We start from the raw sequence: 24,775 nt of genomic DNA, 5'->3' as shown, positions 1-24,775 counted from the left end.
GGTTAATCAAGCTTAAACATTCCCGGCAAAGAAATCGTTAATGGCGTGCTCGCCTGCCCTAGGCGGACCGCTTCAGAATTCGCGCACGGCGGCTGAAGCGGTATTGCAGCACGAAGTAGAGAAACAGCGGAATGCCGATGACGTAGCGCCGCCACAGGCGGGCAGGTTCCTGCACCAGCCGATAGGCCCATTCCAGTCGCATCGCACGCACGATTTTCGGTGCACGCGGGACTGTGCCCGACACGAAATCGAACAGGGCGCCGACGGTCAGCACCAGGCGCGCGTGATCGCTGCGGATGGTATGGTAGGCCCACTTCTCCTGGAGCGGCGTGCCCATGCCGACGATGAGAATGTCGGGTTTCCGACGCTCGATTTCCGCGACGACATCCGAGGCATCGTCCTTGTCGAAGTACCCGTCCGAAATGACGATGAACTCATGCCAGGGCGCGTGCCGGCGAAAGTTCGCGGCCGCACGCTCGACCACCTCTGGCTTGCCGCCTATCAACCCGACGCGGCGCGGCTGCTCCATGAATGTCAGCAGGGCCGGCACGAAATCCGTGCCGTTCAGGTTGGCCGGGAACGGCGAGCCATGGGCAATCTTCGACGCGATGTTGAGGCCGATACCATCGGGCAACACCAGGTTCTGGGCGAGAATTGCGCGATATTCGCTATCGCGGAGCGTCATCAGCATGTTGTGGGCGTTCACGAAGGAAATCGACGTTTGCCCCACGGGCACCGACAGCAGTTCGTTGATGAAGACGAGCGCGTCGTCCCATCCGAGATCGCAAACCGGCAAATCGAAAATGGCACGACGCGACGCGAGGACCGCAAAATTCGCGATCAGATTCATGCCTGATTCCTGGCGATAGTGCTTCATTCGTCGAGCATCCCGGGGACAACGGAGGTCTGCCTGGGATCGCGTAGTGAGTTCCGCACATAAACGCGGGTGCACACGTCAGCCCATCACGGAGGCTTATAACAGCCTGACTTCAAGCAACCTTTAGGAAAACCCTTTGAATTTGTTCCCAGGCGTCAGGAGATCGTTAACCACGTGCCGAGCCCTGAAACGCTAAGCGGCGCCCGGGGGGCGCCGCATCGGCAATGGCTATTCGGTAGCCGCGGCTTTCGCTTCAGCCGGCGGGATGACATTCACCGGCTTCCCGGTTTTTGTCTTATGCCCAGAGGAGGTGGCACCGACTTCTTCCTTGGAGATGTAGTCCATCTGTTCCAGCATAACCTGGTCTATGTACTCGCCGCCAAGATGGCCGTTGATGTTCTTCTTGATCAGATCGCGAAAGGCTTGGGGATCGAACGTCTTCATATTGGTGACGTCGATCATCTTGTTGCCAACGAGCAGCGTGAACAGCTCGTCCGTCGTCATTTCGGTCAACGGCAAGGAGACGTTCTTGATCATCTCCTTGTTCATCATGAAGGACATTTTTCCGAGGAAATAACCGGCAACGGCGCCGTCTTTCACCACCGGCACGGTAATCGTCTCGCCCTTTACAAGCTCGAGCTGGCTTTGCTTGGAATCATCAGGTGCGGGCGCAGGCGCCGTCGCCGAATGCACGGTGAAATAGACCGATGCCAACGTGATCGCGCAAACCCAGACGCCGGTGAGAACAAGCTTGATCATCAGGCATCACGCAATACGAATTGCTCTTGCGAATAGGTGCCGTCGGCGTCGGCGTCCTGCACGGCGTTCTTCAGGAGATCGGCAACCGTGCGCACGGCTTCCAGATGTGCTTCGACCCGGCGGGCGTTGAGGACGAGCTTCTGCTTCAACCCATGCAGCTGGTCCAGATGCGCGGCAGCGAGCTCCTTGGGATCCGTATCGCGGAAAAGCGTCGAGAGCTCGTAAAGGCAACGGCTCTTGTGAGCATTCGATACCTTGAGATCGAACTGCGGATCGCTGCCGATGCGCGTATTCTCGTTGTCGATGATCATTTCAAGGCGACCAAGAACGGATTTGATCCGGTAATCGTTCGAGATTATTTCCATTTTTTTCCTCGATTCTCTTAGGCGTCGCTGGCGGACTTGCTGTCCGCGGTGGGGGTACCGAATGTCTTGCGCTGAAACTCGTCGATCATGCTCATCGCCACGTTGCGATCGTCCTGATCGGCGGAGGCGTTGACGACCTTGCCTTCCTGCTTCCTGAGCGCATCCTGGTAGAGCTCCTTGGCGACGCCGATGCCTTGGCCCTTGGCAATTTCGTTGCCGAGCTGCTCAGCCATCATGCCCTTCCAGATATCACCGGTGGCGCCCTTGCCGTAGACTTCCTCGCTTTCGCTCGGGAGCATGTTCTTGATGAAGTTCTGCAGGACCATCGCTTCGAATTTGCGATAGGTCTCCGGAATTTCCTCGGTCTTGACGCTGCGATTCTTGGTGTCGCCGAGACCGGTCTTGCCTGTGGCGCGGTCGAGCACGTCGACAGCCGACGTGAAGCCGTTGCCTGCTTCGGCAAGGCTGTTTGCCGCAAAAGCCGCCTGGTTTGCCTTCAGCTTCTCCTGGGCTGCCTGGACCTCAAGCGGGTCGGCAGCTCTGACAACATCCAGCACCAGATCACTCGGAGGTGAAATAGCCAAGTCACAATCCTCTTGAATTAAGATTGCGACGATTATGGTTTTTGAAGCTTGCTGGAGGCTGGCGTACCGAATTTTTGATCGATGATATCATAGACTGCGCTGTCGTCGGCCTCGCGGCGCTCGGCATCGAGGGCTTCCTGCATGCCCTCTTCCAGGCGATCGCCCTTGGCCCGCTCCTGCTGCACCCGCATCTGGTGGACTTCCTGCATCCCGGTGAGCTGCTTGTCCTTGATGCCCAATCTGTTGAAGCGGTCCGCATAGCCCTGGGAGAACGCGTGATGCACGGGATCCATCGAGCCCAGCGCCTGGATGACACTGTCAATCTGCTCGCTCACCTCGACGCGCTGGCGGCTCGTTTCGGCGAGATCGTATTCCGCCATCTGCTCCAGATGGCGCTGAACGGCGACGAGGCGCTTCAGTTTCTGCGAGCGTGTCTTATCCGCCATCCGCTATCTGCCGATAAAGACGGTGGCGAAGGATTGACCGAACTGGCTGATCATCGCCGCGACCGAGAAGTAGAAAAGAAACAGGCCGCCCAACAACAGGTAGGGCGTCGATATGAAATAGACCGGAATCTGCGGCGCAAGCTTGTTGATGAAACCGATGGCGATGTTGAACAACAGGCCAAAGATCAGAAACGGGCTGCTGAGGCGCAGCATGATGTAGGTCGTAGACGACAAGGTATCGGTGAACGAGATGAGCGTGCTGCGCATCTCCATAATGCCGCCGAAGGGCATCGACGTGTAGGAATCGATCAGCGCACGGAAGACGATGTGATGGAAATCCATCATGAAGAGAATCATCATGCCGGCAAAGGTGACGAAGCCCGAAAGGGCGCTTTCGGCCGTATCTTCGAAGATGTCGCTGGCGCTCGGCTGCGAATAGCCGACCATCATCGCAAGAACGCTCGCCGCGAACTGCAGGCCGAGCGTGTAGAGCCGCGCCAGCATGCCGTACATCACGCCGATGAGCGATTCGCTGAAGATAAATCCGATATAGGTGGCGCTGGATGTGTGAACGGCCGGATAGACCGTGTCCCACAGCACCGGTATGACCGCAAGGGAAAGGGCTCCGGCCATGAAGACCCGGATGACCATCGGCATGCGCGCTGAGGAAAAACCCGGCATGACCAGAACGCAACCGCCGATCCTGCAGAAAACCAGAAACAGCGCCAGTACGGTCCCTTGCGGGTCTGTTATCATGAAATAGAGCCCAGAATCTTTATCTCGATGCCCTTTGCGAGCTCCACGTGCGACAGAACCGGGAGCGTGGCGAACAGCCGTTCGATGATCATGCGCACATAGGATCGTGTTTCCGGCGAGGTGACAAGGGCGAAAGGCAGGCCGCGATCCATGAATTCACGGATAACTTTCGTCGCCTGCTCGCTGAACTCCTCCAGCATGCGCGGATCGATGTCGAATTCGACCACCTCGCCCTTGTTGTCACGCTTCAGGGCCTGATGGAAGGCAAGATCCCACTTGCTGCCCAGACGCAGCACGCGCAGCACGCCGTTGTCCGCCAGGTCGCCGCAAAGCTGCTGAGCCATGCGTACGCGGACGTGTTCGACGATCTGCTCGGTCTTGCGCACATGGGGGGCCAGTTCGGCCACGGCTTCCAGGATAAGATGGAGATTGCGGATCGAAACGCGCTCGGCGAGCAGCAGTTTCAGAACCGCCTGAAGCCCGGAATATGACATGTGCGACGAGCAGATTTCGTCGGCAAGCTTCTTGTATTCCGGGTCGAGCCGGTCGATCAGCACCTTCACGTCCTTGTACGACAGCAGTGCCGGCAGGTTGTTGCGGATCACTTCGCTCATATGCGTCAGCACGACGGAGACGTTGTCGATCGGCTGGAAGCCTTCACGCTTCAGATCGTCGGTAAATGCCTCGAGGATGGACACGGCGGGCATGCCGAAAGCGGGTTCGCGGATCTCGTCGCCCGGAATTCTCGGCTTGCGGCCGGAACCGGTCACCACGAGCACTTCGCCGACACGCAGCAGGTTCGATGCGACCGTCGTGCCGTGGATACGGATCTGGTATGACTTCTCGCTGATGGCGATATCGTCGGTGACCTTGATTTCGGGAACGACGAAGCCGTACTGCGTGGCGAACTTCTTGCGCATCTTGCCGACGCGGAAGGCGAGTTCCTGGTGTGCGCCAAGCAGGCGCGTGGACACCATCTTGCCAAGTGCAAGCTCGATCTCGGACGTGCGCAGCACCGATTTGACGGAGTCCTTTTCCAGCTCCTTGTTCTGTACGACCTTCTTTTCTTCCTGTTCGCGGCGGGCCCTGTTCTCCGCTTCCACCTGGCGCGGGATGAACCAGCTGCCGAAGGCAAGCAGACCGCCAAGCGACATGAAGGGAATGAACGGCAGACCCGGCATCAGGCCGAGGATCGCCATCAGCACGGCGGAGACCGAAAGCGCGCGCGGATAGCCGCTCAACTGATCGACGACCGCCTTGTCGGTCGAACCGACGGTGCCGCCGCGGGATACGAGAAGGCCAGCCGCCAACGAGACGATCAGCGCCGGCATCTGCGATACGAGACCGTCGCCGACGGAGAGCTTGACGAACACGTCTGCGGCTTCGCCGATCGGCATGCCGTGACGGAAGTAGCCGATGATGATGCCGCCGAAGATGTTGATGCAGGTGATCAGCAGGCCGGCAATGGCGTCACCACGAACGAACTTGGACGCACCGTCCATTGCACCGAAGAAGGAGCTCTCCTCCTCCAGCTCCTTGCGGCGGCGCTGTGCTTCCTTCTCGTCGATGATGCCGGCTGACAGATCGGCGTCGATCGACATCTGCTTGCCTGGGATGGCGTCAAGAGTGAAGCGCGCGCCGACTTCGGCGATACGCGTTGCACCCTTGGTGATGACGATGAAATTGATGGTGATGAGGATCAGAAAGACGATCAAGCCGATCACGAAGTCGCCCGACATGACAAGGCTTGCAAAGCCTGCAATCACGCCGCCGGCAGCATCGTGGCCCTCATTGCCGTGCGAGAGGATGACGCGCGTCGTCGCGATGTTGAGCGACAGCCGCGTCATCGTGGCGATCAGCAGAATGGTCGGGAAGGACGAGAATTCCAGGGGCTTCTGGATCCAGAGCGCAACCATCAGGATCAGGACCGAGAAGGCGATCGAGAAAGCCAGTCCCATGTCGATCAGGAATGGCGGGATCGGCAGGAACAAGACGCAGATGATGACGATGATGCCCATGGCAAAACCGATATCACGCACGCTCAGATTGGGTTTCGGAAGGGGAAGTGCAGGAGGTTGCGCCATATCGATTCCGTCTCTTCATGAGAGGTGCGGGCATGATGCCCACCAATTCGGATCGACAGTTAAATGGCGAAGCTTGCGCGAAGGTGGCTCAGAAGCCGGACTGGATGCGCGAGAAGACCAGATTGGTGAAGATCGAGATCTGCGACCCGACGAATGGGGCCGAAATGCCGATGGTGACAAGGACAGCCACGATCTTCGGAACGAACGTTAGCGTCGCTTCCTGCACCTGCGTCAGCGCCTGGAACAGCGCGATAACGAGGCCGACCACCATGGCGGCGGCGACGGCGGGGCCAGCCGAAACAAGAACGGTCCAGATGGCCGCCTGGAACAGATCGAGTGCATCAGCTTCATTCATCGTCAGGCAACCTCATATCGCCTTTCGGTCCGCCCGACATGGCCGGACCGTCTTTCGGGATGGCGGCGGTCAGGTCGACGGCGTTGCTGCCGGCGCTTGATCCGCCAAAGTGATTCCCGCCTGAACGAGGATACTCTTCCCGTCGGTGGTCGTCGCGATAATTCCGTCGGAATACACCTTGACCGAAGCGACCGTGCCTTTGACGGAGCCATCAGCGCTGGTCATGTACTTCCCGACGTAGGTGCCGGCCTGCGTGAGGCTCGAGCTTGCAAGCAGCGTGTCCAGCTTGGTGTTCGTCTGGATCGTCTGCTCGACCTGCGAGAAGCTTGCAAGCTGCGACATCTGCTCGCTGGCGTCGACCGGATCGGTCGGATCCTGGTTTTTCATCTGGGCGATGAGCAACTGCAGGAAGTTGTCGTAGTTGAGCGTCGCTTTCTGTTGCGCCGTCTTGGGAGTTCCATTCCCGACGCCAGAAACACTATCTACCGCCATGGTGCGATCTCCTTGCGAATCTGTTCGACCATCGCGGGGTGCATTTCCTGATTGTTGAGAATGCCGTCTTCGATGGCGTAGAGACCACGAATGGCCTTGAGCGCGTCGAAGGCGCGGCCGGTCGACACCAGACCGTCGATGCGCTTCAATTCCGCAAGAACTTCGTCGTTCTTGAAGCATGTCAGAAGCATGGTAACCGACTTGCGGAACATCGTCGTCGACTGTTCCTTGCCCTCGGGGTTGATGAGGATCATCTGCGCGATGAAGTAGAGTTGGCGCAGCGGAGTCGTCGCATCTTCGGGCTGCAGGACGTGGTTTTCGAGAAGGAACGTTACATCGTTCAGGAATTCCAGCGCCACCTTGCGGTCGACGCGCAAAACCGCACCGTTGATGAAGATTTTTTCTCCGGCTTTTAGCGAAATACGAAGCGTGCTTTTCATTTAAGTCCATCCCTGATGATGGTGGTAACGTCAATAATGCCCTGGTAGTTCGTCGACAGGCGCCGCCTGATCCGGTCGCATTCCTTCAATATCCAGATTGCGATCGAGATGAGATTGGCCCGTAGTTGGATCTCAAGCTGGTTGTCCGGATGCTTGAGGTCTTCGATAAAACTCACCCAAACGCGGCGGGTGTAGAACAATGCATCGATGGCCTCCCGGCTGTACTTCTCTTTGTCCCGTGCAACCGACAGAAGCTCGATGGATCGGTCAAGAACCTGGCGCTCCCGTTCCTTTGCATCGGCCACCGAGTCCTGCATGACCTCGGCATAAGAGAACTGATACATTCATGCATCCTTCTTTGTACTTTGCACCTTCGATCATCAAAGGTAATTCACGAGGCTGAGCTGCTGGATCTTCGATACGATCGTGTAAGCGGTTTCCAGCTGTGTCTGAAGCGTATTGACCAATGTCGATGCTTCCGCCCGATCGACGCCCTGGAGATCGACGAGCTTGTTCTGAATGATGCTTGTCTGTGCGTCGAGAGCGTCGTTTGCCTTCGTTACGCGCTCCTGGGACAGACCGAGCTGGCTTGCCTGGGTGACGATGCCGGTTGTGCCCTGGGCCGCATAGCCGATCGCCCGCGACGTCACCGTTCCAAGCGCGTCTGCGCTCAGGTTCTGGCTGACGAGGGCCGATGCGGTAATCGAAGCGAGCGCGAAATAGCGCATGCCTTCCGAATTGGAATTGGTCGAGGAGGTTATCACCTCGGAGCTGCTGATGCGGCTCGTCATATTCTGGTTGGAGGCGCTGGACCAATTGCTCCATGCCGGCGGCACCACGTAGGACGCGGAGGCTGGCACGCCCGGGGGCGGAAAGGCGACCGGCGTGGATGTGGCGTTGAAGGTGTCCTGAGCGAACATCGGCTCGACGAACTTCGTAATGAAGGTGCCCATCTCGGCGCCGGTGAGGCCATTGACCGACTTGCCCAGGCCGGTCGCATAGGCCTGCAGATTGGTCTGAATGGCGGCGGTCGCCGCGGTCGACTGATTGGTCAGGGGTTGGACGTCGGTGTTGATGCCCGAGAACAGATATTCGCCCTTGAACATCGTGTTGCCAGTGTCCATCAGCTGCGAAAGCGCATTGTCGGCGGATTGCATGGCGACGGTGATGCTGGTCGCGTCCTGGCTTCCCTGAAGGGCCGTCAGCTTCGACACCAGCGCATCGCCGGCCGTCTTCATATTCGTCAGACCGAGCTGGGAAGCAGACAGTCGTCCGGAGACGATAGAATTGCTGCCCTTGAGGGCCTTGATGCGGCTGACCTCGGCGGAGAAATTCACGCTGGTAGCCGCACCGGAACCAATCGACGCTCCGATGTCCGCATAAACGCCGGTGGTTGCTTCGAGAGAGGATGTGACCAGCTGCTTCTGCGACTGGCGGATCGTCAATCGCATTGCATTTTGAATGGCTGAACTGGAAATGAATGAACTTTTCATGGCTTAACTCGCTATATCCAGCAATGATTTCAACATCTCGTCGACAGCATTGAGGATTTTCGTAGCTGCCTTGTAGGACTGTTCGATGTCGAGCAGCAGCGTCAGCTCTTCGTCCAGATTGACGCCCGTCTCGTTGGAGTATGCTTCCGTAGAGCGCGACAGTGCCGCGGCTGTGTTTTCCGATGCCGTCGTTGCATCGCTTCGATACTGTTCAAGCCAGCCGATCGAATTCGAGGCGTATGTCAGAATATTGACGTTCGACGAAATCCCCGCAGTCGACGAGAAGGTCTGAGCCGCTCCCATTGCGGTGTAGAGCGCATCCAGATTGTCGGAAAACCCGCTGTTGTTGCCTGAGTTGAGGTTGGTTAGGCCGCTGATCGATCCGTCACGCAGCTTCATCGGGTCGCCGCCCAGATTGGTCACGACGGCCGAATTCACCGAGATCGTCGCCGCGATCCCGTCGATGACACCGGTCGTTGTCGGCGTTCCACCAACCGTACCGACAGCGGTCTTCCAGACGAACAGCCCGGGCTGAGTGGTGGCCGGCGTTCCGCCAGTCTCCGAGAACATAGAGACAAGCGACTTGGCGATTTCATCCAGCTGCGACTGCATGGTCGGCGCGATTTCGTCGCGCACCTGCAGCAGCGCCTGCAGACTACCCTGGGATGTCGTGCTCGAACCTTTGCCTCCGGCAAGCGCGACTCCGTCGATGTAGACGCCATTGCCTCTGATCTGGGCGGTGTAGGTGTCCTGCGCGGCGAAGGTTACCTTGCGCGGGATAGTATCGAATACGATTGTGCCATCGGTCGTATAAAGCGCCATGTCGCCATTGCTTCGCTCGACAGTGTTGACACCGACGATCGAAGAGATCTGCTTCAGGAGCTTGTCGCGTTCATCGAGCGCGTCGGCGGGAACCCCGCCGCTCGCAGTTCCACTCTTGACCGCGTCGTTGGCCGTCTTGAACTGCGCCAACAGTGTGTTGAGCGTAGAAACCTGCGTCGCGATTTCCTTGTCGGCGCCCTGGCGGACCACCTGGATCGACTTCGACGCATTGTTCAGCGAATTGGTGACGTCCTGGGCCGCCGTGATCGCGCCTTGCGCAGCGATCGTGCTGCTCGGCGATGTCCGGAAAGCCTGCAGCTTTTGCTGAAAGACCGAGAGATAGGTGGCCGGCGCCGTTTCGTAGTCATTGCCGCCGAGAATCGATTTCAGGTCGGTGAGGCCGCTCAACAGCGTTTGCTGGCCGCTGTCTTGCGTGCTTGCCTTCAGCCATTGACGCATCAGGGCATCTTCCTGTGCCCTGCTGATCTTCACGACCTGCGCGCCATTCAGCGACGTGCTGATCATCGCCTGACGGCGGACGTAATCGCTGTTGCTGGAGTTCGAGATATTGTTCGATACGACGCTGCTTTGAGTGCCGGTATTGTTGAATATGCTCTGCGCGGTATTCAGTGCGGACGTGAGCGACATGGCTGACCCGTTACCCTACTTATCTCTTGAGGTTGACGAGGACGTCCATGATGTCGGACCCCGTCTGGAACACCTTGGAATTGGCGGTGTAGCTGCGCTGCGATTCGATCATCTCGGTCAGCTCGCCTGCAAGGTCGACGTTCGCGCTTTCGAGAGCGCCCGCCTGGATCGAGCCGAAGCCGTTTGTCTGCGGGAAGCCGGTAACCGTGACGCCGGACGTCCCGTTGGCGCTATAGACGTTGCCGCTCATGAGCGTCATGTTGTCCGGGCTGGCGACCGTTGCCAGCGGTACGCGGTAGAGCGGCTTGGACGTACCGTCGGCATACTTGGCGTATACCGTGCCGTCCTTGTCGATCGTGACCTCCTTGACCGGGCTGGCGGCCTGGCCGTTCGGCGTGCCGGTGCCGGCGAACTCGGACGCAAGCTGCGTGAAACCGCTGAGGTCCATTGCAATCGAGCCGGCCGTGATGGTGTCGTTGATCGTCAGCGCACCGGTGCTGACCATCTTGCCGTTTGCATCGAACGTCAGCGTCGTGTTGCCGACTGCAGCGGTTGCCGCGGGAGTGTAGGGAAACGACGAGGTGCCGCCGGTGGCAGCGTCAGCGTGACGGAACACCGCAACCTGCCAGGTGCTTGCTACGCCGGGAGCTGCCGGTGGAGGTGTCGTCACTGCGGTCTTGGTGAAGTAGAAATCGTACTGCACCGTATTGCCGAGCTTGTCGTAGCCGACCATCGACATCTGCTTGGTGTCGGCAGTCATCGGTGCCGTGTTGGACAGCGGCAGGTTGCCGGTTGCGACCGCCGCGTTGGAGTTCAGGTTGCCCGCGAAGTTGCCGGTGGTCGATGCGATCGCGGTCAGGCCGGACTGATTGACGTTGATCGGAACCAGACCGGAGAAACCGTTGACAACAACTGCCGGAGCGCCTGCATCGTAGGAATAGCCCATCAGCTTGAAACCGGCGGAGTTGACCAGGTTGCCCAAGGGGTCCTTGGTGAAATCGCCTGCACGGGTCAGGACCGGCACGCCATCCGGGCTCTGGACGATGAAGAACCCGTCACCGGAGATCGCCAGGTCGTAACCCGATGTGGTGTACGAGATATCGCCCTGCTCGGAAACAGACTGGCGCACCGTGGTCTGGACGCCGCCGGAATTGTAGTTGCCGGATGTCGATGGAAGGACCAATGACGAGAAGGCAGTCGAGACGGCCTTGTAGCCCGTCGTGTTTGCGTTTGCGATATTGTCCGCGACCGTGCTCAAGCGGTTAGCCTGTGCGTTCATGCCGGACACTGCCGTCTTCATGCTGCCAAAAATGCTCATCTGAAAACCTCGATTCCCTTAGTAGACCTGAGAGTATTTGTTGGGCCTTGCGTGAAGCTGTCTGGAGCTGGAGAGCCTGCCGAAACTATTCGAGGCTAGGCTTCACATGTGCGGCCCACTTTGAAAAAATTAATTCCAATCAATGCAATAGCCAAGGAAGCGCTTCGAATCGACAGGGTCGACACCGAGCTTCTTGCGGAGCTTCTTGCGGAGTTTGGAAATATGGCTTTCGACGACGTTTTCTTCGACTTCCTCGTCGAAGATGCCGTAGATGGCGTTGAAGATCTGTGTCTTCGTAACGCGGCGACCGCGGTTGGCGATCAAGTACTCGAGGATGCGGCGCTCTCGACGCGGCAGCACAAACACTTCACCGTGGATTTCCGGATCGCGACCGTCTGAGAAAACGCGGATTGCGCCGATGTCGGTGTGACTGGAAATTGCCTTGAGGCGGCGCCGGATCGCAGCTGCGCGGGCCAGAATCTCGCGGGGATGCACCGGCTTGCGGACAACATCGTCGACGCCAGAATCGAAAAGCGCGAGCGTATTTTCAAGAGACGGCTGATCGCTGACAGCAATCACCGGCGCCTGGGTCCGGTCGCGAATCGCCCGCGGCAGCTCGGACGTCTTCTGTCCCTGCCCGATCAGGAATGCCTCGACAGCGGCGATATCAGAATCCGCCGCCGATTGAACCCATTCCCCGAACTCACCTGGATCAAACCCTGTTGAGGGAATGCCCTCACGCCCGAAAAGGGACGTGTATCCGTCTTTCACGAGCTCACGCTCATCAACCACTACGATCATTCGTCCGCCTCCGAATCACTTGTGGTACCTCGATGCTCTATGGGTACGAATCGCGCGATTCTGGGACAAGCTGTAGGAACTCACAGGCAGAAATTAATAGTTGATTAAGATTTGGGTCCCGATTTGACCTAGATGTAGTGGGTAGCCAAGCTTTTTAACACAAAAGTTTCGTGGAAAAGTTAACGAAGCCTAAAATGTGACTTGCGTGACCACATTGAGCCAGATTCCTGCCACATTGTGACACATTTCCGCTTTGTTCTATTTCTGCTATCTTTGATTGAATCAGTTGCGGCAGAAGTTACTCGCATTGGGAGTCCACTTGCCATAGCCCGTCGCGACCAGATTGGCGATGACGCGGCATACGTACTGCTTCTGCGCGGGGTCATTGTTGGGGCCGGCATGATATCGCGCGACCGCCATCGTCCAGGTTTCGTGCCGATCATGCAGATTGCGCAGAAACTTCGCAGCATACTCCACGTTCCGCCTGGGGTCGAACATCTCTTCCGTGGAGCGGAAATTCTCACCATGGTAGAACTGGTTGATCTGCATGCAGCCGATATCGATCAGCTTGGCACCGGATCTGCGCGCCACCTCAAACTGCCTCAGGGCGTCCTGCTCGGAGGGTGGGAAGAAAGGCTTCCCCTCGATGTTGAGGGCGTAGGGATAGAGCGACCCTTTCCGTCCCGTCTCGGTCAAGCCGACGGAATAGAGAATGCCCTCCGGAATACCGAACTTCAGCGCAGCCGACTGGATCTCCTGCTCGCACGCGGTGTTCGAAGCTCTCGCCTCAGAGGTAGACGTCGCTGCCGCGCCCACTACCACCAGAGCTTGAAGAAGCGCCGTCAACAGCGATCTCGCCTGCGTCATTGAAACCTCCAGCACTGCGCTGTCCCGATTGATTCTGACGCTCGCGAGCCTCGCCGCCCTGCCCTTGCTGTGCGAATGCCTGCTGGCCCTGGGCGCCCTGCTGCGCGCTCGCTTCGGAACGCCCGACCGGCGCCATGCTGATCGTCACGTTATCTATAGTGTAACCCTGGCTGCGCAGCGCCTCAAGAATCTTGCTGTGATCTTCCTTGAGCTGCCGGTAAGCAGCGCCTGTCTCCACCTTCAGATCGACGTTCAGCGCGTCGCCCTGCAAACGCATCGTTGCCGTGACGAGGCCGAGATCGATCGGATTCATCTGGATCTTCAGCGTGTTCACGACCTTGCCGGTGCTGGTCCATTCGGCGGCATTGGAGAGCGCCGAACTTGCCTGCATAGCATGGGCCCATTCGGGATCGCCCGAAATGGCTGCCGTCACGGCAGCGGAATTGGTATTCTGCGCCAGGCCGATATAGCGACGCGAATCAAGCACCGCGATAGCCTCGACGTTCGTCTTGCCCGCAGGTTCGGCGGCGGGGTCCTTTTCGATACCGAGATGCATGTCCATTGATTGCGCCTTGCCATCGGCGCGGCTCAATCGAAATGTCCTGGCATCGGCGCCGTCCACCGTGGCGACACCCGGCATTTCGGCGTCGGCAGCGGTGCCGTCCTTGACCGATAGCGACTTGGAAACGTCGACAGGGGTGCCGTCCTTGGACTTTGCCCCCATGTCGGACTTGTCTTTGGGATCTGCCGGTGCCTTGGGGTCGATCGTTTGCCCGGACAAGGCGATTGCGACGGCGGCAGTCGCACCGTCTGCCGGCAATTGCTTGAGCAGGCTCAGCACGTCCGACGCGGCGCTATCATCGGCGACCTCGTCCTTGGCGTCGTTGCCTTGAGCCTTCGAAGGCTTGGCGCTCTTGGAGACATGCGCTGCGACTTCATCTTCCAGAGCGTCGGCACCATCCTGCCGCTCATCGGCCTGGTGCTTGCTGCCGGACTTGATCTCGTCGCGACCCGTCTTCAGCGCATCTTTCGGCACAAGACCGGTTTTCGAGCCGGCCTCGGCCTGCGCTGCCAGGGAGGCGTCACTGAGGTCGATCAGCGGCTTTGCCGTCGGCCGATGCGCGCTTCCGACCTCTGTGCCTGCCGTGCTCGTGCTCGCGGCTTGTCCGCCCGGTTCCGTGCCGGATCCGCCGCTCGCTTTGTTCAGGACATCCGAGAACCCACCGCCGCCGGCCTCACTGCCCTTGGTCGTCTGCCGACCGGGCCGGGCCACCGAAGGAGCTTCCGAAACGCTGATGTCCGCCATATCAGTTGCTTTCTTTGTTCAAGAGGCCGTCGATCTCATCCAATTGCGATCGACTTGACGTCACAAACGAGCTGAACGAAGGGTCCGCGTCCTTCTGTCCACTCGCACCAGATATCGGCACGGATGCCGCATCTCCGGCAACAGGATCCTGGGCTGCATCGTGCTCGCCCCCGTGTTCCGCCGCTTGCGGAACGTCAGCCTGCTCAGAAGTCATTTCTCGATCATCAGATCTAGGGGTCGAGCCTTGCGTCAGGCTTGCCGGATCCGGCGCGCGAAGCACCTGTTCTGCAACGCTTTTTGCCGCTGCACGCAGAGCCTTGTCGCGGGGCGACAGATCGCTGTCGGCGATGGTGTCGATGTTCTTTGCGGCCGCATTGATCTTGTCTGTCGGAATTGCAGCCATGCCACCATAGAAATCCGCCAGCGCACCAAAGGCGTTGTCGGCGTTACCTGCGAGCGCCTGGGCCCGGGCTGCCGACATCCTGGCGAGTTCGCTCTTGCCGGCAATCGCGGCCGCACGCGCGATGCGCAGATAAACTTCGCGCTGCCGCGCCTCGTCCATGAAGGAGAGGATGCTTACGACATCTTCCGGTTTGACCTGATGGTCATGATCGACGAGCAATTTGACGAACAGATCCGCAAACTGGCTGGCGTAGGGAGAATGCAGGTAGCGACGGATGTAGCGCTGCGAGTATTCCAGCCCCTTGTCCACCATCCCGGCGTCGACGCATATCGCGACCGAGCGGCGCAGGGCCGCCTCCTCCACGATGGTGCCCGGCGCATTGAGGCGGGCGCGGTCGTAGAGTTTCAGCGCATTCGCCGGACCGCTGGCAAGGGTGACGTTGGCGCTGACCAGGGCGAGGTAAGGACCAATTCTCTTGTCCTTGTATTCATCGGCCGCGTCGGTCAGGCTCTTTGCGACGAGCAGTCCCTTGCCGCTCAGGTACTTCCTGAGGATATCGGTCACGCGATTGTCGAAATAGCCATTCACATCGCGCGACACGAGATATTCAAGCGTCTGCGGATTGCCGCCGCTCATGGCGTAGATCAGGGCCGCATCGACGTTGCGATCGTCGTCGAAGACGGAAGGATCGAGAGAACGCAGCCGCTTGTCGATCGTGCCAAGCATGAAGCGTTGCATCTCTGCTGCCGAATGATCTCCGAGCACCACGGAATCCTGCACGAACTGCAGGGATCGCAGCATCTTGTACGGTGCGGTATTCTCCTCGCCTTCCGCACATGCTGCGGCGGACGGAATTGCCGCAAGGCCAAGAAGGAGAGGCAGGAGATGGCGATGCAGACGAGCCATGGGTTATCCCCGATCCGCCTGCACGAGGATCTCGATGCGCCGGTTCGCCGCATTGAACGGATCAGCCGGCTCCTTGAGTTTGCGGTCGGCAAAGCCCGATACCTGCGAGATGCGCTTCTCATCAAGGCCGCCGCGGACGATCATGTAATAGGCTGCCTGGGCGCGATCCATGGACAAGCGCCAGTTTGCGTTCTCGCCCTTGTATTGACGGCCGTCGGTATGACCTCTGATGACGACCGCGCCCGGCTTGTCCTTGAGCACGCCGCCGATCTTCTCCATCGCGAGGATCATCTCCTTGCGCGGAACGGCTGAGCCGACATTGAACATCGAATCGTCGCTCTGATCGGAAATACTGACCAGCAGTCCACCTTCCGAGGGAGTCACGGTCAGCCCCTCGGCCAGTTTGCCGGCGGCGGCGCCGATCTGCTCGGTGATTTCCTTCTGCAACGCCTCCGCCTGCTTCAGTTCCATCGCCTTCTGCGCGTCGGTCACCTTTGCTTCGCCGGCCTTGCCCTGCTCTGTCTCAGTGGTTTTGCTTTCGGCGTCCGCGGCCATGGTCATGTCCTCGGACTTTGCGACTTCCAGCGGATCCTGCGAGGGGTCTACCGGCGAATTGTCGGATGCCTGCTGCTTCTTGTCGGCGTGAGTTACCTCAATCTGCTTCGTCCAGAAATCCGGATCGAACGGATCGCGATAGGCCTCGCCGCCGTCTGCCCCCGTTGCGGGACCGGAGTCGCTGGCTCCGCCTTCGCCCTTGGCGCTGACGTTTGCCTGTTGGCCGACTTCCTGGGCGATTTCAGCGAGAACAGAATAGGGGTTCTCAAAGAAATCGGCTTCCGAATAATTCGCCTGGTCGCCGGAGGTGGATGTCTGGTCCTCGCCGGTGGACGACGCTGCCCCCTTGTTGGGCTTGTCTTCCTTCTCTTTCGACTTGTCCTGCTTCTCTTCGCCGTCGGCCTGATCGACAGGCTTCTTCAAGCCTTTTTCCGTCGGCTTCTCGTCGGCGAGCTTGATCGGATTGAAGTAGGTCGCGACGGAGGCCTTCGTTTCCTCGTTTGCGGCGTTGACCAGCCACATGACGAGAAAGAACGCCATCATCGCCGTCATGAAATCGGCGTATGCGATCTTCCAGGCGCCCCCGTGGGATCCATCGTGATCGCCACCGCCGTGACGTTTGACGATGATGATCTCGTTCTTGCCGTGGTGATGGTTTTCGCTCTCGCTCATTCCAGAACTTTCTTCAAGCTCGTCGCCCAGGCTGACATGCGGGTCACGAGAATCGCGTCGCCGAATTCAACTGTTAGATCGACATCGGGCGTTTCATGGTGGCGCAGAAGGGCTGCCTTCTCGCCAAGTGCATTCTTCAACACGTCGAAGAGCCGCGCGGGGCCCTTCACGATAACGGTGCCTGCGTCACCTTCCAGTATCGCTGACCGAAGGCTGCCGGCGAGCGTGAGCGCCGCCTTTTCCGCCAGAGCGTCCGTCATGACAGGCGCCAGGACTTTTGCCGTGGCAGCGCTGACAATCTCGGCAACCTCGGTGGCAATGGTCTCCAGGCGGGTCGCGATCAGCTCGGCCGCCTCGACTTCGTACCGATCCCTAAGCTCTTCGATCTCGCGCTGGTGGACCAAGGCGACAGTCTGCGCTTCGAGTTCGTATTTCTCCGTCAGCGCCGCAGTCGCCTCTGCATGGCCCGCCGCATGGGCGCTCTGCCGCTCGGCTTCGACGTCCACTTCGGTTTCGGCCGGGATCTCGGCAAAACCGCCGAAGTCGTTGGCAAAGTCATCCGTCTCGACGGCCGGTATTGCCACGGCGGGCTCGCCAAAGTCCTTCAGATAACGAGAAAGAAGCGCGCTCACTGAACCCACCCCATACCCGCGTAAAACTGCAACATGCCGCGCCCCATTCGACCAGACAACTCGTCAGGCGCGATTCCAGGAAGCGCCTTCATGCATCGAAACTAGGGTGTCAAACTTGTGCGAAGATGAAGGGCGGCAGCGCCGGCGCCGTCGCCGCCGCTGTCTCTCTTACTGCAGAAGGATCAGCACCTTGCTCGCCGCGGTGTTCAGGATCGATACGGCCTGTACGGCCATCTGCTGTTGCGTCAGCAGTGCCTTCTGCCGGGTCGATGCCTCGTCCATGTCGGTATCAATCAACGCGCCGACGTTCTTGTCGATCAGATCGGACATGTTCGCGGTGTATTCCACGCGATCGCTGATGCGCTCGCTCATGGTACCGAGCCCGGCTGCGGTGGCCGTCACACTCTTGAGCATCGAGTCCACGACGGCGAGCATGTCTTTGATCTGCGGAAGGGTCGTGTTGGCGTCCAGTTTGATCTCGGTTCCGCCTGCGGGAGTCGTCGACCCGGCGTTGACCAGATAGTAGTTCCGGGATGTGGCGCTGCCGTCGGGATTCAACGTGTTCGCGTCGATCGCCTGTGTCAGCACGCCGCGATTGGCATCCGTCATGTCGATCATCACGGTTTGGGCGGCGGGAAAGCTGATGGTCTGCGCCTGGTAATCCCCACTTGTGCCGCGAACGAAGCCGCCGATCACCGATCGTGACGTTGGCGGCGTTGCGTCTCGATTGAGCAGCCAGTTCTCGCCTGCGAAGTTGGTCGTCAGAACGGTCGTCTGCAACTGGCTCTTCATCTCGCCCAGAGACGTATTGAGTTTCGTCTTGTCGACGCCCGCCTCCTGCGCCGTAACGAGGGTGGCGCGGATATTGCCCAGCTGATCGATAAGGCTTTCCATGGCGGTGTAGGCGGTGTCGACCTTGGATGCCCCGACGCCGAGGGCATCGTGGATGTTCTGCAGCGAGCTGCTGTCCGACCGCATCACGCTGGCAAACGACCAGTAGGTCGCGTCGTCTGCGGCCGTCTCGACGCTCTTGCCCGAAGAAACCTGCTGCTGAACCGTAGCCGCATCCTTGTTGATGATGCGCAGCGCAGCGAGAGCATTTACCTGGCCGGCGCTCGTAATTTTATAGGTCATCTTGGGCTCTGAGGTAGGGGAACGGGACAGGCCGGATTACCGGCAGCGACCGACTTGGCGTCATGCCACCGACTGGACTTCCAGGTCGGCTCGTCGCTGAAACAAATCAACTGTTAAGGAAATTTAACCAACCGCGACGACGCGCGCAAGGTGTGGAAATTGTGGGCCGCAAGCTTCGCGCAACCTTTAAAATTGCTTCGAAAACAAAGAGAAAGCCGCATCGGAGGACGCGGCTTTCGATCGGTCGCAGAGCGCTGAGCGCCGTCGCTTAGTTCTTGAACAGGGTCAGGACATTCTGAGCGCTGGAGTTTGCAATCGACAACGACTGGATCGCCAGCTGCTGTTGTGTTTGCAGCGCCGTCAGCTTGCTCGATTCCTCTTCCATGTCGGCATCGACCAGGCGTCCGACACCCGAATCTATCGAGTCGCTGAGAGTGGACACGAAGCTGTCCTGAAGATCGATGCGGGTCGAGATCGAGCCGAGCTGCGATGCAGCCTTGGTCAGGGCGCTCAGGCCGGCTTCAACTGCCGTCAGCGCCAGGTTGATGTCGGCCGGGGTGAAGTTGGCGATATTCATGCTGTAGATCGAACCGACGGTGCCAGAGGAACTGCCGATGATGCCCGATGTGGTATTGATCGCGCCGGTGGTATCCATTCCGAACAGCACGTTGCCATTGGTGCTGTCATCGAGGACGTACTGGGTCGTCTGGACTGCAACCTGGCCGTTCGCACTGCGGACGAACGAGGAGACTACGCTCTTCGTCGTGTTGCCGGCAACCCAGTTCTCGCCGGAGAACGACGCGGAGCCTGCCACGCTCAGAAGCTGCTGCTGAAGCTGTGAGATTTCGTCCTGGATCTTCGTCTTGTCGACGCCCTTTTCCGTCGCCGCAACGATCTTCGCCTTGATTTCGCTGACGATGTCGATGGCGCTGTCCATTGCCGAATAGGCCGTGTCAACCTTGGCCGCACCCAGGCCGAGAGCGTCGGAAACGGCCGAGAGCGCCTTGTTGTCCGAGCGCATGGTCGTCGCGATCGACCAATAGGCGGCGTTGTCCTTGGCTTCGGCGACGCGATAGCCGGAGGAGACGCGATTCTGTGTTTCTTCGAGGCTACCGTTGATGCTGCGCAGGGTCTGGAGCGCGGACATAGCCGCAACGTTCGTCAAAATGCTGGTCATAAAAAAATCGCCCCTTACGGCAAAATTGATCAAGGGACACTCCGGAAGACACCGGGAACGGCAATCAGCGTCATGCCTGCTAACCGCCTGTTAGGTTTGGTTAACATACCGTTTCGTTGACGCCAGAAAACATCAGTTTGGTTAACAAATACTTAACGAACAGAAAAAAGGCCGCACTCCTGCGAGCGCGGCCTTCCATATGAGGCGCCGGATGCCGGCGCCTTGTGCTTCCAGGGCGCCTTTCGGCGTCCGTTTATTAGCTGCGGAACAGCGAGAGGATGTTCTGCGAAGCGGAGTTTGCAATCGACAGCGACTGAACAGCGAGCTGCTGCTGGGTCTGGAGAGCCGTCAGCCTGCTCGATTCTGCTTCCATGTCGGCGTCGACCAGGCGGCCTACACCAGACTTGATGGAGTCGCTGAGCTTGGAGACGAATTCGCTCTGCAGATCGATGCGCGTGGACATCGAACCGAGCTTCGAGCCGAGGGCGGTCATCTTCTTCAGAGCCGTTTCGGTGTCGGAGATGAGGTTGTCGATGTCACCCTTGGTCGAGGTCGAGSTGATCGAGAAGCTCGAGATCGAAGCCGTCGTGAACTTCGCGCCGTTGGTGCCGAGGATGCCGTTGGTGCCGGCCGTGTCGAACAGCAGGTCGTTCGCCGTGGTGATGTAGCTCGTCGTGGTGACGGCAACGCCGCCCGAGGAGTCACGAACGAACGAGGAGACGACGCTCATCGTTGCGCCGACGCTGGCCTGTACCCAGTTCTGACCGTTGAACGAAGCAGATGNAACCGGCGGAGGACGACGGCAGGGTGCGCCGGTTGCCGTGGTGATGTAGCTCGTCGTGGTGACGGCAACGCCGCCCGAGGAGTCACGAACGAACGAGGAGACGACGCTCATCGTTGCGCCGACGCTGGCCTGTACCCAGTTCTGACCGTTGAACGAAGCAGATGCTGCAACGCTCTTCAGCTGAGCCTGCAGCTGGGTGATTTCGTCCTGGATCTTCGTCTTGTCGACACCTTCTTCGGTGGCGGCAACGAGCTTGGCCTTGATCTCCGTCACGACGTCGATCGAGCTCTGAACTGCGGTGTAAGCGGTATCGACCTTGGCAGCGCCCATGCCGAGAGCGTCGGAAACAGCCGANTGGCCTTGATCTCCGTCACGACGTCGATCGAGCTCTGAACTGCGGTGTAAGCGGTATCGACCTTGGCAGCGCCCATGCCGAGAGCGTCGGAAACAGCCGAGAGGGCCGCGTTGTCAGAACGCATGGTCGTTGCGATAGACCAGTAGGCAGCGTTGTCAGCAGCCTTGCCGACGCGCTCACCAGACGAAACGGCGTTCTGTGTCTTCGACAGGCTGCTGTTGACGTTGCGCAGCGTCTGCAGAGCGGCCATTGCGGTGTTGTTGGTCAGAATGCTCGTCATCTTATTTGCCCCTTTGGCAGATTGAAAAAAAGAAGGGACATTCCGGATCTGTTGCCGGGAACGGCGGCCAGCTTCATGCCTGTTGAACGCGTCTTGTTTGCTGGTTCAACTCGCCGTTTCGATAGGCACATCTAACGGCAATATGGTTAAGAAAAGCTGAAGCGAAAACCGAATATTCTCAAAATTATCCGTGGGTTAGCTATATTTTTGTTAACCCTACGTTAAAACATTAGCGGCCGGGGTTTCCCCCGGCCGCCGATGTTTTCCGTATTGCTTGGACTTATCAGCCGCGGAACAGCGAGAGGATGTTCTGCGAAGAGGAGTTTGCAATCGACAGCGACTGGATTGCCAGCTGCTGCTGGGTCTGGAGAGCCGTCAGCTTGCTCGATTCTTCTTCCATGTTGGCGTCGACCAGGCGGCCTACACCAGACTTGATGGAGTCGCTGAGCTTGGAGACGAAATCGCTCTGCAGATCGATGCGCGTGGACATCGAACCGAGCTTCGAGCCGAGGGCGGTCATCTTCTTCAGAGCCGATTCGGTGTCGGAGATGAGGTTGTCGATGTCACCCTTGGTCGAGGTCGAGCTGATCGAGAAGCTCGAGATCGAAGCCGTCGTGAACTTCGCGCCGTTGGTGCCGAGGATGCCGTTGGTGCCGGCCGTGTCGAACAGCAGGTCGGTAGCGGTAGCAGTGTAGCTCGACGTGGTGACGGAAACGCCGCCCGAGGAGTCACGAACGAACGAGGAGACGACGCTCATCGTTGCGCCGACGCTGGCCTGTACCCAGTTCTGACCGTTGAACGAAGCAGATGCTGGCCTTGATCTCCGTCACGACGTCGATCGAGCTCTGAACTGCGGTGTAAGCGGTATCGACCTTGGCAGCGCCCATGCCGAGAGCGTCGGAAACAGCCGAAAGAGCGCTGTTGTCGGAACGCATGGTCGTTGCAATCGACCAGTAGGCAGCGTTGTCTGAAGCCTTGGCAACGCGCTCGCCAGACGAAACGGCATTCTGCGTCTTCGACAGATTGCTGTTGACGTTGCGCAGCGTCTGCAGAGCGGCCATTGCGGAGTTGTTGGTGTTGATGCTTGTCATTGGTTTCGTCCCCGAAAACTAGATACAATGGAGGACATTACCGGACTTATTTACCGGCAATGACGGTTCAGCTTCATGCTACTTGGCCGATTTTTTTCAGGACCAAACCCGTCATGTCGAGGAACAATTTTGCAGCTAAATCTTGCAAACTGATTAAAATGCGGGTGCAAATTCCTGAGCCGATACAAATGGTTAATTAATCGTGACCATACGCCGCCGGATTTGACACCCGGCCCGGCGGGGAGACTTCGGATAGCGCCTCCCGCTACGGGCAAGCTTCGTATGCAAGCGTAACTATTGGATTGCTACCAAAGCCGCGACGCTCGTCCATCAGCGAACGCAGATTGGTGCTCACAGCTTGAAGATTGAACGGGGTTGACCTTGAACAGTATGGTTTCGTTTTCCGCAGCATCGAAAGACTACCAAAGCGGGCGCTACGTGAAATCCCTGGAGACGCTCAACGCGCTTCTGGAGACCCAGAAAGATTCCAAGACATACGGGCTTCTTGCCAAAACCCTGCTTCAGCTGGGAATGAAGGCGGACGCGGCCCGGGCCTTTGCCCTCGCCGGAGAGGCAGGAGGCTCCAGCGGCATAGAGTTCACGCGCAGGGCTGCCGCGCTCCATCACGAGTGCGGCAACGAGGAAGATGCGCTCCTGCTGGGGCTGCGGTTGATGGCACAAGGACACCTCGACGCCGACATCGCCTATATCCTTGCTTCGATCTACCAGGAACGGGGACGCGACGACCTGCTCAGCCCTTTCCGAAAGATTCTCGCCGAAAGCGGCAACGTCGAGCACACGCGTCTTGCGGTGAGATTGCTCCGGAACGATCCGAACGACCAATCGCAGGCTTTCCTCGCACGCAGTCTTTTCAAGCGCTTCCCCGACATCGTGTCGATGCGCATGCTGTATCTGATCTTCGCCCGCGCAGTCTGCGATCTGACGTCCGTGAAGCGGCATCAGCGTCTGGTGGACGAGCTGCTGGCAAAAGGCGAGCATGACATCCTTCAGCACGACACGGAGTTTTATGTCCTGCAATGGTGCGGTGACGAGGCGCTGAACCGACTGGCGAAGGGTCGTCACAGGCCCATAAGCGAGGCGCATGTGGCGGAGCGGAGAAGCCGGCCGCACAACTGGTCGAGCAAGATTCGTATCGGATATCTGTCGAACGACCTCTTTGACGATCACGCGACCATGAAACTCCTGCGTCGCGTGCTCGAGCTTCACGATCGCGACCGCTTCGAGGTAACGCTATATTGCCATACCGACGAGAAAGGCATTGCGCGCAACAAGGCAGACCGAAGCCGCTGGGGCAACATCGTCCGGATCGTCGGCATGACCGACGAGGAGGCGGCTACGCTTATGCGGGAGCACGAGATCGATGTTCTCGTCGATCTGAAAGGCCCTACCTTCGAGACGCGCTACAGCATTCTGAACCATAGCGTCGCGCCGGTTCATGTCTCCTGGCTGGGCTTTCCAGGCAGCGCGATCGACACGGATCTCGATTACATCATCGGCGACAGATACGTTCTGCCCGAGACCTCCAAGCCGCACTATCATGAGAAGTTCATCCGCCTTCCGGACACCTATCAACCGAACGATCCTGTCCACCGGCCGCGACCGCGCGCCGCAGGTCGCGCAGAGTTCGGCTTGCCCGAGGACAAATTCGTGTTCGCGTCGTTCAACGGCAGCCGCAAGATCACGCCCGCCACCGTCGACGTCTGGTGCAACATCCTGCGAAGAGCCCCGGACAGCGTGCTGTGGGTTCTGGCGATGTCTCCCGCCGCAGAGGCCAACCTCAAGCAATATTTCAAGCAGCAGGGCATTCCGACGAAACGCGTCATCTTTTGCCCGCGCGCCGACTACCAGACACACATCGATCGCCAGCAGGCGGCCGATCTCGCGTTGGACACATGGCCGTACAACGGCCACACCACGACCTCCGAACAGCTCTGGGGCGGACTGCCGGTACTCACGCTCAAGGGCACGAATTTTGCGTCGCGTGTGAGCGAGAGCCTGCTGAACGCGATCGGGCTGCCGGAACTCGTGGCGCCTGACGTTCAGCGTTATGAAGACCTGGCCGTTGAACTCTACGAAAACCCCGAGCGGATCGAAGCGTTGAAGCAGACCATCGAGGACAACAGGCACATCAAGCCCTTGTTCGACGCTGAGCGCTTCTGCCGCCACATCGAGACCGCGTACGAAATGGCCGTTGCGCGCGCCAAACAGGGACTGGTTCCCGACCACATCGACGTGCCGGCGAGACCGGTCCGCAATGAACCGTTCAGCGTCGAAGACACCATCGCGACACCGGCTGAGACCGGCGGTTACAAGCTCTTCGACTTTGGCTGACCAACCTGTGGCGGGGAGCGT

24 protein-coding genes and 3 pseudogenes are annotated in these 24,775 nt (G+C 59.0%); 1 reads left to right on the top strand and 26 read right to left on the bottom strand.

Annotation, left to right across the window (positions count from 1 at the left end; translation table 11 throughout):
- Positions 1 to 58: 58 nt before the first annotated feature.
- From ASC97_RS00950 to ASC97_RS00835, 26 genes and pseudogenes are all read right to left on the bottom strand, one after another.
- On the bottom strand, positions 59 to 850 hold the full coding sequence (locus tag ASC97_RS00950) for a WecB/TagA/CpsF family glycosyltransferase (protein ID WP_057466960.1): 792 nt from the start codon (positions 848 to 850) through the stop codon (positions 59 to 61).
- Positions 851 to 1,105: 255 nt separating this feature from the next.
- A complete protein-coding gene (locus ASC97_RS00945; protein ID WP_057466482.1) occupies positions 1,106 to 1,636 on the bottom strand; it encodes a hypothetical protein in 531 nt (176 codons plus the stop codon).
- Entirely contained in the window at positions 1,636 to 2,001 is a 366-nt protein-coding gene (locus ASC97_RS00940) for a hypothetical protein (RefSeq protein WP_057466481.1), read from the bottom strand. Before ASC97_RS00940 ends, ASC97_RS00945 begins: the two co-directional genes overlap by 1 nt.
- Before the next feature lie 17 nt (positions 2,002 to 2,018).
- Positions 2,019 to 2,585, bottom strand: a complete 567-nt coding sequence (locus ASC97_RS00935; protein ID WP_057466480.1) for a rod-binding protein — start codon at positions 2,583 to 2,585, stop codon at positions 2,019 to 2,021.
- 32 nt (positions 2,586 to 2,617) lie between these two features.
- The gene (locus ASC97_RS00930; protein WP_057466479.1) at positions 2,618 to 3,031 is read right to left on the bottom strand and encodes a hypothetical protein; all 414 of its coding nucleotides are present in this window, start codon (positions 3,029 to 3,031) and stop codon (positions 2,618 to 2,620) included.
- Positions 3,032 to 3,034: 3 nt separating this feature from the next.
- Positions 3,035 to 3,787, bottom strand: a complete 753-nt coding sequence (gene fliR / locus ASC97_RS00925; protein WP_057466478.1) for a flagellar biosynthetic protein FliR — start codon at positions 3,785 to 3,787, stop codon at positions 3,035 to 3,037.
- A complete protein-coding gene (gene flhA / locus ASC97_RS00920; protein WP_057466477.1) occupies positions 3,784 to 5,871 on the bottom strand; it encodes a flagellar biosynthesis protein FlhA in 2,088 nt (695 codons plus the stop codon). The genes fliR and flhA overlap by 4 nt, the downstream gene beginning before the upstream one ends.
- 88 nt (positions 5,872 to 5,959) lie before the next feature.
- Positions 5,960 to 6,226 (bottom strand): flagellar biosynthesis protein FliQ, encoded by a 267-nt coding sequence (fliQ, locus tag ASC97_RS00915; protein ID WP_007796656.1) that lies wholly within the window; start codon positions 6,224 to 6,226, stop codon positions 5,960 to 5,962.
- Positions 6,227 to 6,295: 69 nt separating this feature from the next.
- Entirely contained in the window at positions 6,296 to 6,718 is a 423-nt protein-coding gene (gene flgD / locus ASC97_RS00910) for a flagellar hook assembly protein FlgD (RefSeq protein WP_057466476.1), read from the bottom strand.
- Complete coding sequence (gene flbT / locus ASC97_RS00905) at positions 6,709 to 7,158, bottom strand: flagellar biosynthesis repressor FlbT (protein WP_057466475.1); 450 nt, start codon at positions 7,156 to 7,158, stop codon at positions 6,709 to 6,711. The genes flgD and flbT overlap by 10 nt, the downstream gene beginning before the upstream one ends.
- The gene (gene flaF, locus ASC97_RS00900) at positions 7,155 to 7,502 is read right to left on the bottom strand and encodes a flagellar biosynthesis regulator FlaF (RefSeq protein WP_037060921.1); all 348 of its coding nucleotides are present in this window, start codon (positions 7,500 to 7,502) and stop codon (positions 7,155 to 7,157) included. The genes flbT and flaF overlap by 4 nt, the downstream gene beginning before the upstream one ends.
- A 36-nt stretch (positions 7,503 to 7,538) precedes the next feature.
- Positions 7,539 to 8,651, bottom strand: a complete 1,113-nt coding sequence (locus tag ASC97_RS00895) for a flagellar hook-associated family protein (protein ID WP_057466474.1) — start codon at positions 8,649 to 8,651, stop codon at positions 7,539 to 7,541.
- Between the two features lie 3 nt (positions 8,652 to 8,654).
- Positions 8,655 to 10,121, bottom strand: coding sequence for a flagellar hook-associated protein FlgK (gene flgK, locus ASC97_RS00890; protein WP_057466473.1), 1,467 nt, complete (start codon positions 10,119 to 10,121; stop codon positions 8,655 to 8,657).
- A gap of 19 nt (positions 10,122 to 10,140) precedes the next feature.
- On the bottom strand, positions 10,141 to 11,439 hold the full coding sequence (locus ASC97_RS00885; RefSeq protein WP_057466472.1) for a flagellar hook protein FlgE: 1,299 nt from the start codon (positions 11,437 to 11,439) through the stop codon (positions 10,141 to 10,143).
- 129 nt (positions 11,440 to 11,568) lie between these two features.
- Entirely contained in the window at positions 11,569 to 12,240 is a 672-nt protein-coding gene (gene rem, locus ASC97_RS00880) for a transcriptional activator Rem (RefSeq protein WP_057466471.1), read from the bottom strand.
- A gap of 282 nt (positions 12,241 to 12,522) precedes the next feature.
- Positions 12,523 to 13,107, bottom strand: a complete 585-nt coding sequence (locus tag ASC97_RS00875) for a transglycosylase SLT domain-containing protein (RefSeq protein WP_057466470.1) — start codon at positions 13,105 to 13,107, stop codon at positions 12,523 to 12,525.
- Positions 13,028 to 14,413 carry a flagellar hook-length control protein FliK gene (fliK, locus tag ASC97_RS00870; protein WP_057466469.1) on the bottom strand — a complete coding sequence of 462 codons (1,386 nt, stop codon included), beginning with the start codon at positions 14,411 to 14,413 and terminating at the stop codon, positions 13,028 to 13,030. The genes ASC97_RS00875 and fliK overlap by 80 nt, the downstream gene beginning before the upstream one ends.
- A 1-nt stretch (position 14,414) precedes the next feature.
- Positions 14,415 to 15,722 carry a chemotaxis protein MotC gene (motC, locus tag ASC97_RS00865; RefSeq protein WP_057466468.1) on the bottom strand — a complete coding sequence of 436 codons (1,308 nt, stop codon included), beginning with the start codon at positions 15,720 to 15,722 and terminating at the stop codon, positions 14,415 to 14,417.
- 3 nt (positions 15,723 to 15,725) lie between these two features.
- Positions 15,726 to 16,949 (bottom strand): MotB family protein, encoded by a 1,224-nt coding sequence (locus ASC97_RS00860; protein WP_057466467.1) that lies wholly within the window; start codon positions 16,947 to 16,949, stop codon positions 15,726 to 15,728.
- Complete coding sequence (locus tag ASC97_RS00855; protein WP_057466466.1) at positions 16,946 to 17,581, bottom strand: hypothetical protein; 636 nt, start codon at positions 17,579 to 17,581, stop codon at positions 16,946 to 16,948. Before ASC97_RS00855 ends, ASC97_RS00860 begins: the two co-directional genes overlap by 4 nt.
- A 168-nt stretch (positions 17,582 to 17,749) precedes the next feature.
- Positions 17,750 to 18,715, bottom strand: a complete 966-nt coding sequence (locus tag ASC97_RS00850; RefSeq protein ID WP_057466465.1) for a flagellin N-terminal helical domain-containing protein — start codon at positions 18,713 to 18,715, stop codon at positions 17,750 to 17,752.
- Between the two features lie 268 nt (positions 18,716 to 18,983).
- Entirely contained in the window at positions 18,984 to 19,892 is a 909-nt protein-coding gene (locus ASC97_RS00845; protein WP_057466959.1) for a flagellin N-terminal helical domain-containing protein, read from the bottom strand.
- A 256-nt stretch (positions 19,893 to 20,148) separates the two neighbouring features.
- Positions 20,149 to 20,675 (bottom strand): annotated as a pseudogene (locus ASC97_RS36130) (flagellin); the annotation flags it as partial.
- Between the two features lies 1 nt (position 20,676).
- Positions 20,677 to 21,030: pseudogene (locus ASC97_RS35000) on the bottom strand (flagellin N-terminal helical domain-containing protein); the annotation flags it as partial.
- A gap of 1 nt (position 21,031) precedes the next feature.
- Positions 21,032 to 21,311 (bottom strand): flagellin N-terminal helical domain-containing protein (locus ASC97_RS34995; protein ID WP_443216722.1); only part of this gene is annotated, 280 nt, incomplete at its 3' end.
- A gap of 283 nt (positions 21,312 to 21,594) precedes the next feature.
- Positions 21,595 to 22,402, bottom strand: a pseudogene (locus ASC97_RS00835) (flagellin N-terminal helical domain-containing protein).
- Positions 22,403 to 22,792: 390 nt separating this feature from the next.
- On the opposite strand from ASC97_RS00835, the gene ASC97_RS00830 reads away from it, so the two are divergent.
- Entirely contained in the window at positions 22,793 to 24,754 is a 1,962-nt protein-coding gene (locus ASC97_RS00830; RefSeq protein WP_200959432.1) for an O-linked N-acetylglucosamine transferase, SPINDLY family protein, read from the top strand.
- Positions 24,755 to 24,775: the final 21 nt, after the last annotated feature.

This window comes from Rhizobium sp. Root1203 (assembly GCF_001424945.1).
Lineage (GTDB): Bacteria > Pseudomonadota > Alphaproteobacteria > Rhizobiales > Rhizobiaceae > Rhizobium.
This window is presented reverse-complemented; position numbering and strand designations above follow the sequence as displayed.

Coding starts and splice junctions, on each gene's coding strand:
- ASC97_RS00950 (WP_057466960.1), bottom strand. CDS start 850: ATGAATCTGATCGCGAATTTTGCGGTCCTCGCGTCGCGTCGTGCCATT.
- ASC97_RS00945 (WP_057466482.1), bottom strand. CDS start 1,636: ATGATCAAGCTTGTTCTCACCGGCGTCTGGGTTTGCGCGATCACGTTG.
- ASC97_RS00940 (WP_057466481.1), bottom strand. CDS start 2,001: ATGGAAATAATCTCGAACGATTACCGGATCAAATCCGTTCTTGGTCGC.
- ASC97_RS00930 (WP_057466479.1), bottom strand. CDS start 3,031: ATGGCGGATAAGACACGCTCGCAGAAACTGAAGCGCCTCGTCGCCGTT.
- fliR (WP_057466478.1), bottom strand. CDS start 3,787: ATGATAACAGACCCGCAAGGGACCGTACTGGCGCTGTTTCTGGTTTTC.
- flhA (WP_057466477.1), bottom strand. CDS start 5,871: ATGGCGCAACCTCCTGCACTTCCCCTTCCGAAACCCAATCTGAGCGTG.
- fliQ (WP_007796656.1), bottom strand. CDS start 6,226: ATGAATGAAGCTGATGCACTCGATCTGTTCCAGGCGGCCATCTGGACC.
- flgD (WP_057466476.1), bottom strand. CDS start 6,718: ATGGCGGTAGATAGTGTTTCTGGCGTCGGGAATGGAACTCCCAAGACG.
- flbT (WP_057466475.1), bottom strand. CDS start 7,158: ATGAAAAGCACGCTTCGTATTTCGCTAAAAGCCGGAGAAAAAATCTTC.
- flaF (WP_037060921.1), bottom strand. CDS start 7,502: ATGTATCAGTTCTCTTATGCCGAGGTCATGCAGGACTCGGTGGCCGAT.
- ASC97_RS00895 (WP_057466474.1), bottom strand. CDS start 8,651: ATGAAAAGTTCATTCATTTCCAGTTCAGCCATTCAAAATGCAATGCGA.
- flgK (WP_057466473.1), bottom strand. CDS start 10,121: ATGTCGCTCACGTCCGCACTGAATACCGCGCAGAGCATATTCAACAAT.
- ASC97_RS00885 (WP_057466472.1), bottom strand. CDS start 11,439: ATGAGCATTTTTGGCAGCATGAAGACGGCAGTGTCCGGCATGAACGCA.
- rem (WP_057466471.1), bottom strand. CDS start 12,240: ATGATCGTAGTGGTTGATGAGCGTGAGCTCGTGAAAGACGGATACACG.
- ASC97_RS00875 (WP_057466470.1), bottom strand. CDS start 13,107: ATGACGCAGGCGAGATCGCTGTTGACGGCGCTTCTTCAAGCTCTGGTG.
- fliK (WP_057466469.1), bottom strand. CDS start 14,413: ATGGCGGACATCAGCGTTTCGGAAGCTCCTTCGGTGGCCCGGCCCGGT.
- motC (WP_057466468.1), bottom strand. CDS start 15,722: ATGGCTCGTCTGCATCGCCATCTCCTGCCTCTCCTTCTTGGCCTTGCG.
- ASC97_RS00860 (WP_057466467.1), bottom strand. CDS start 16,949: ATGAGCGAGAGCGAAAACCATCACCACGGCAAGAACGAGATCATCATC.
- ASC97_RS00850 (WP_057466465.1), bottom strand. CDS start 18,715: ATGACCTATAAAATTACGAGCGCCGGCCAGGTAAATGCTCTCGCTGCG.
- ASC97_RS00845 (WP_057466959.1), bottom strand. CDS start 19,892: ATGACCAGCATTTTGACGAACGTTGCGGCTATGTCCGCGCTCCAGACC.
- ASC97_RS00830 (WP_200959432.1), top strand. CDS start 22,793: ATGGTTTCGTTTTCCGCAGCATCGAAAGACTACCAAAGCGGGCGCTAC.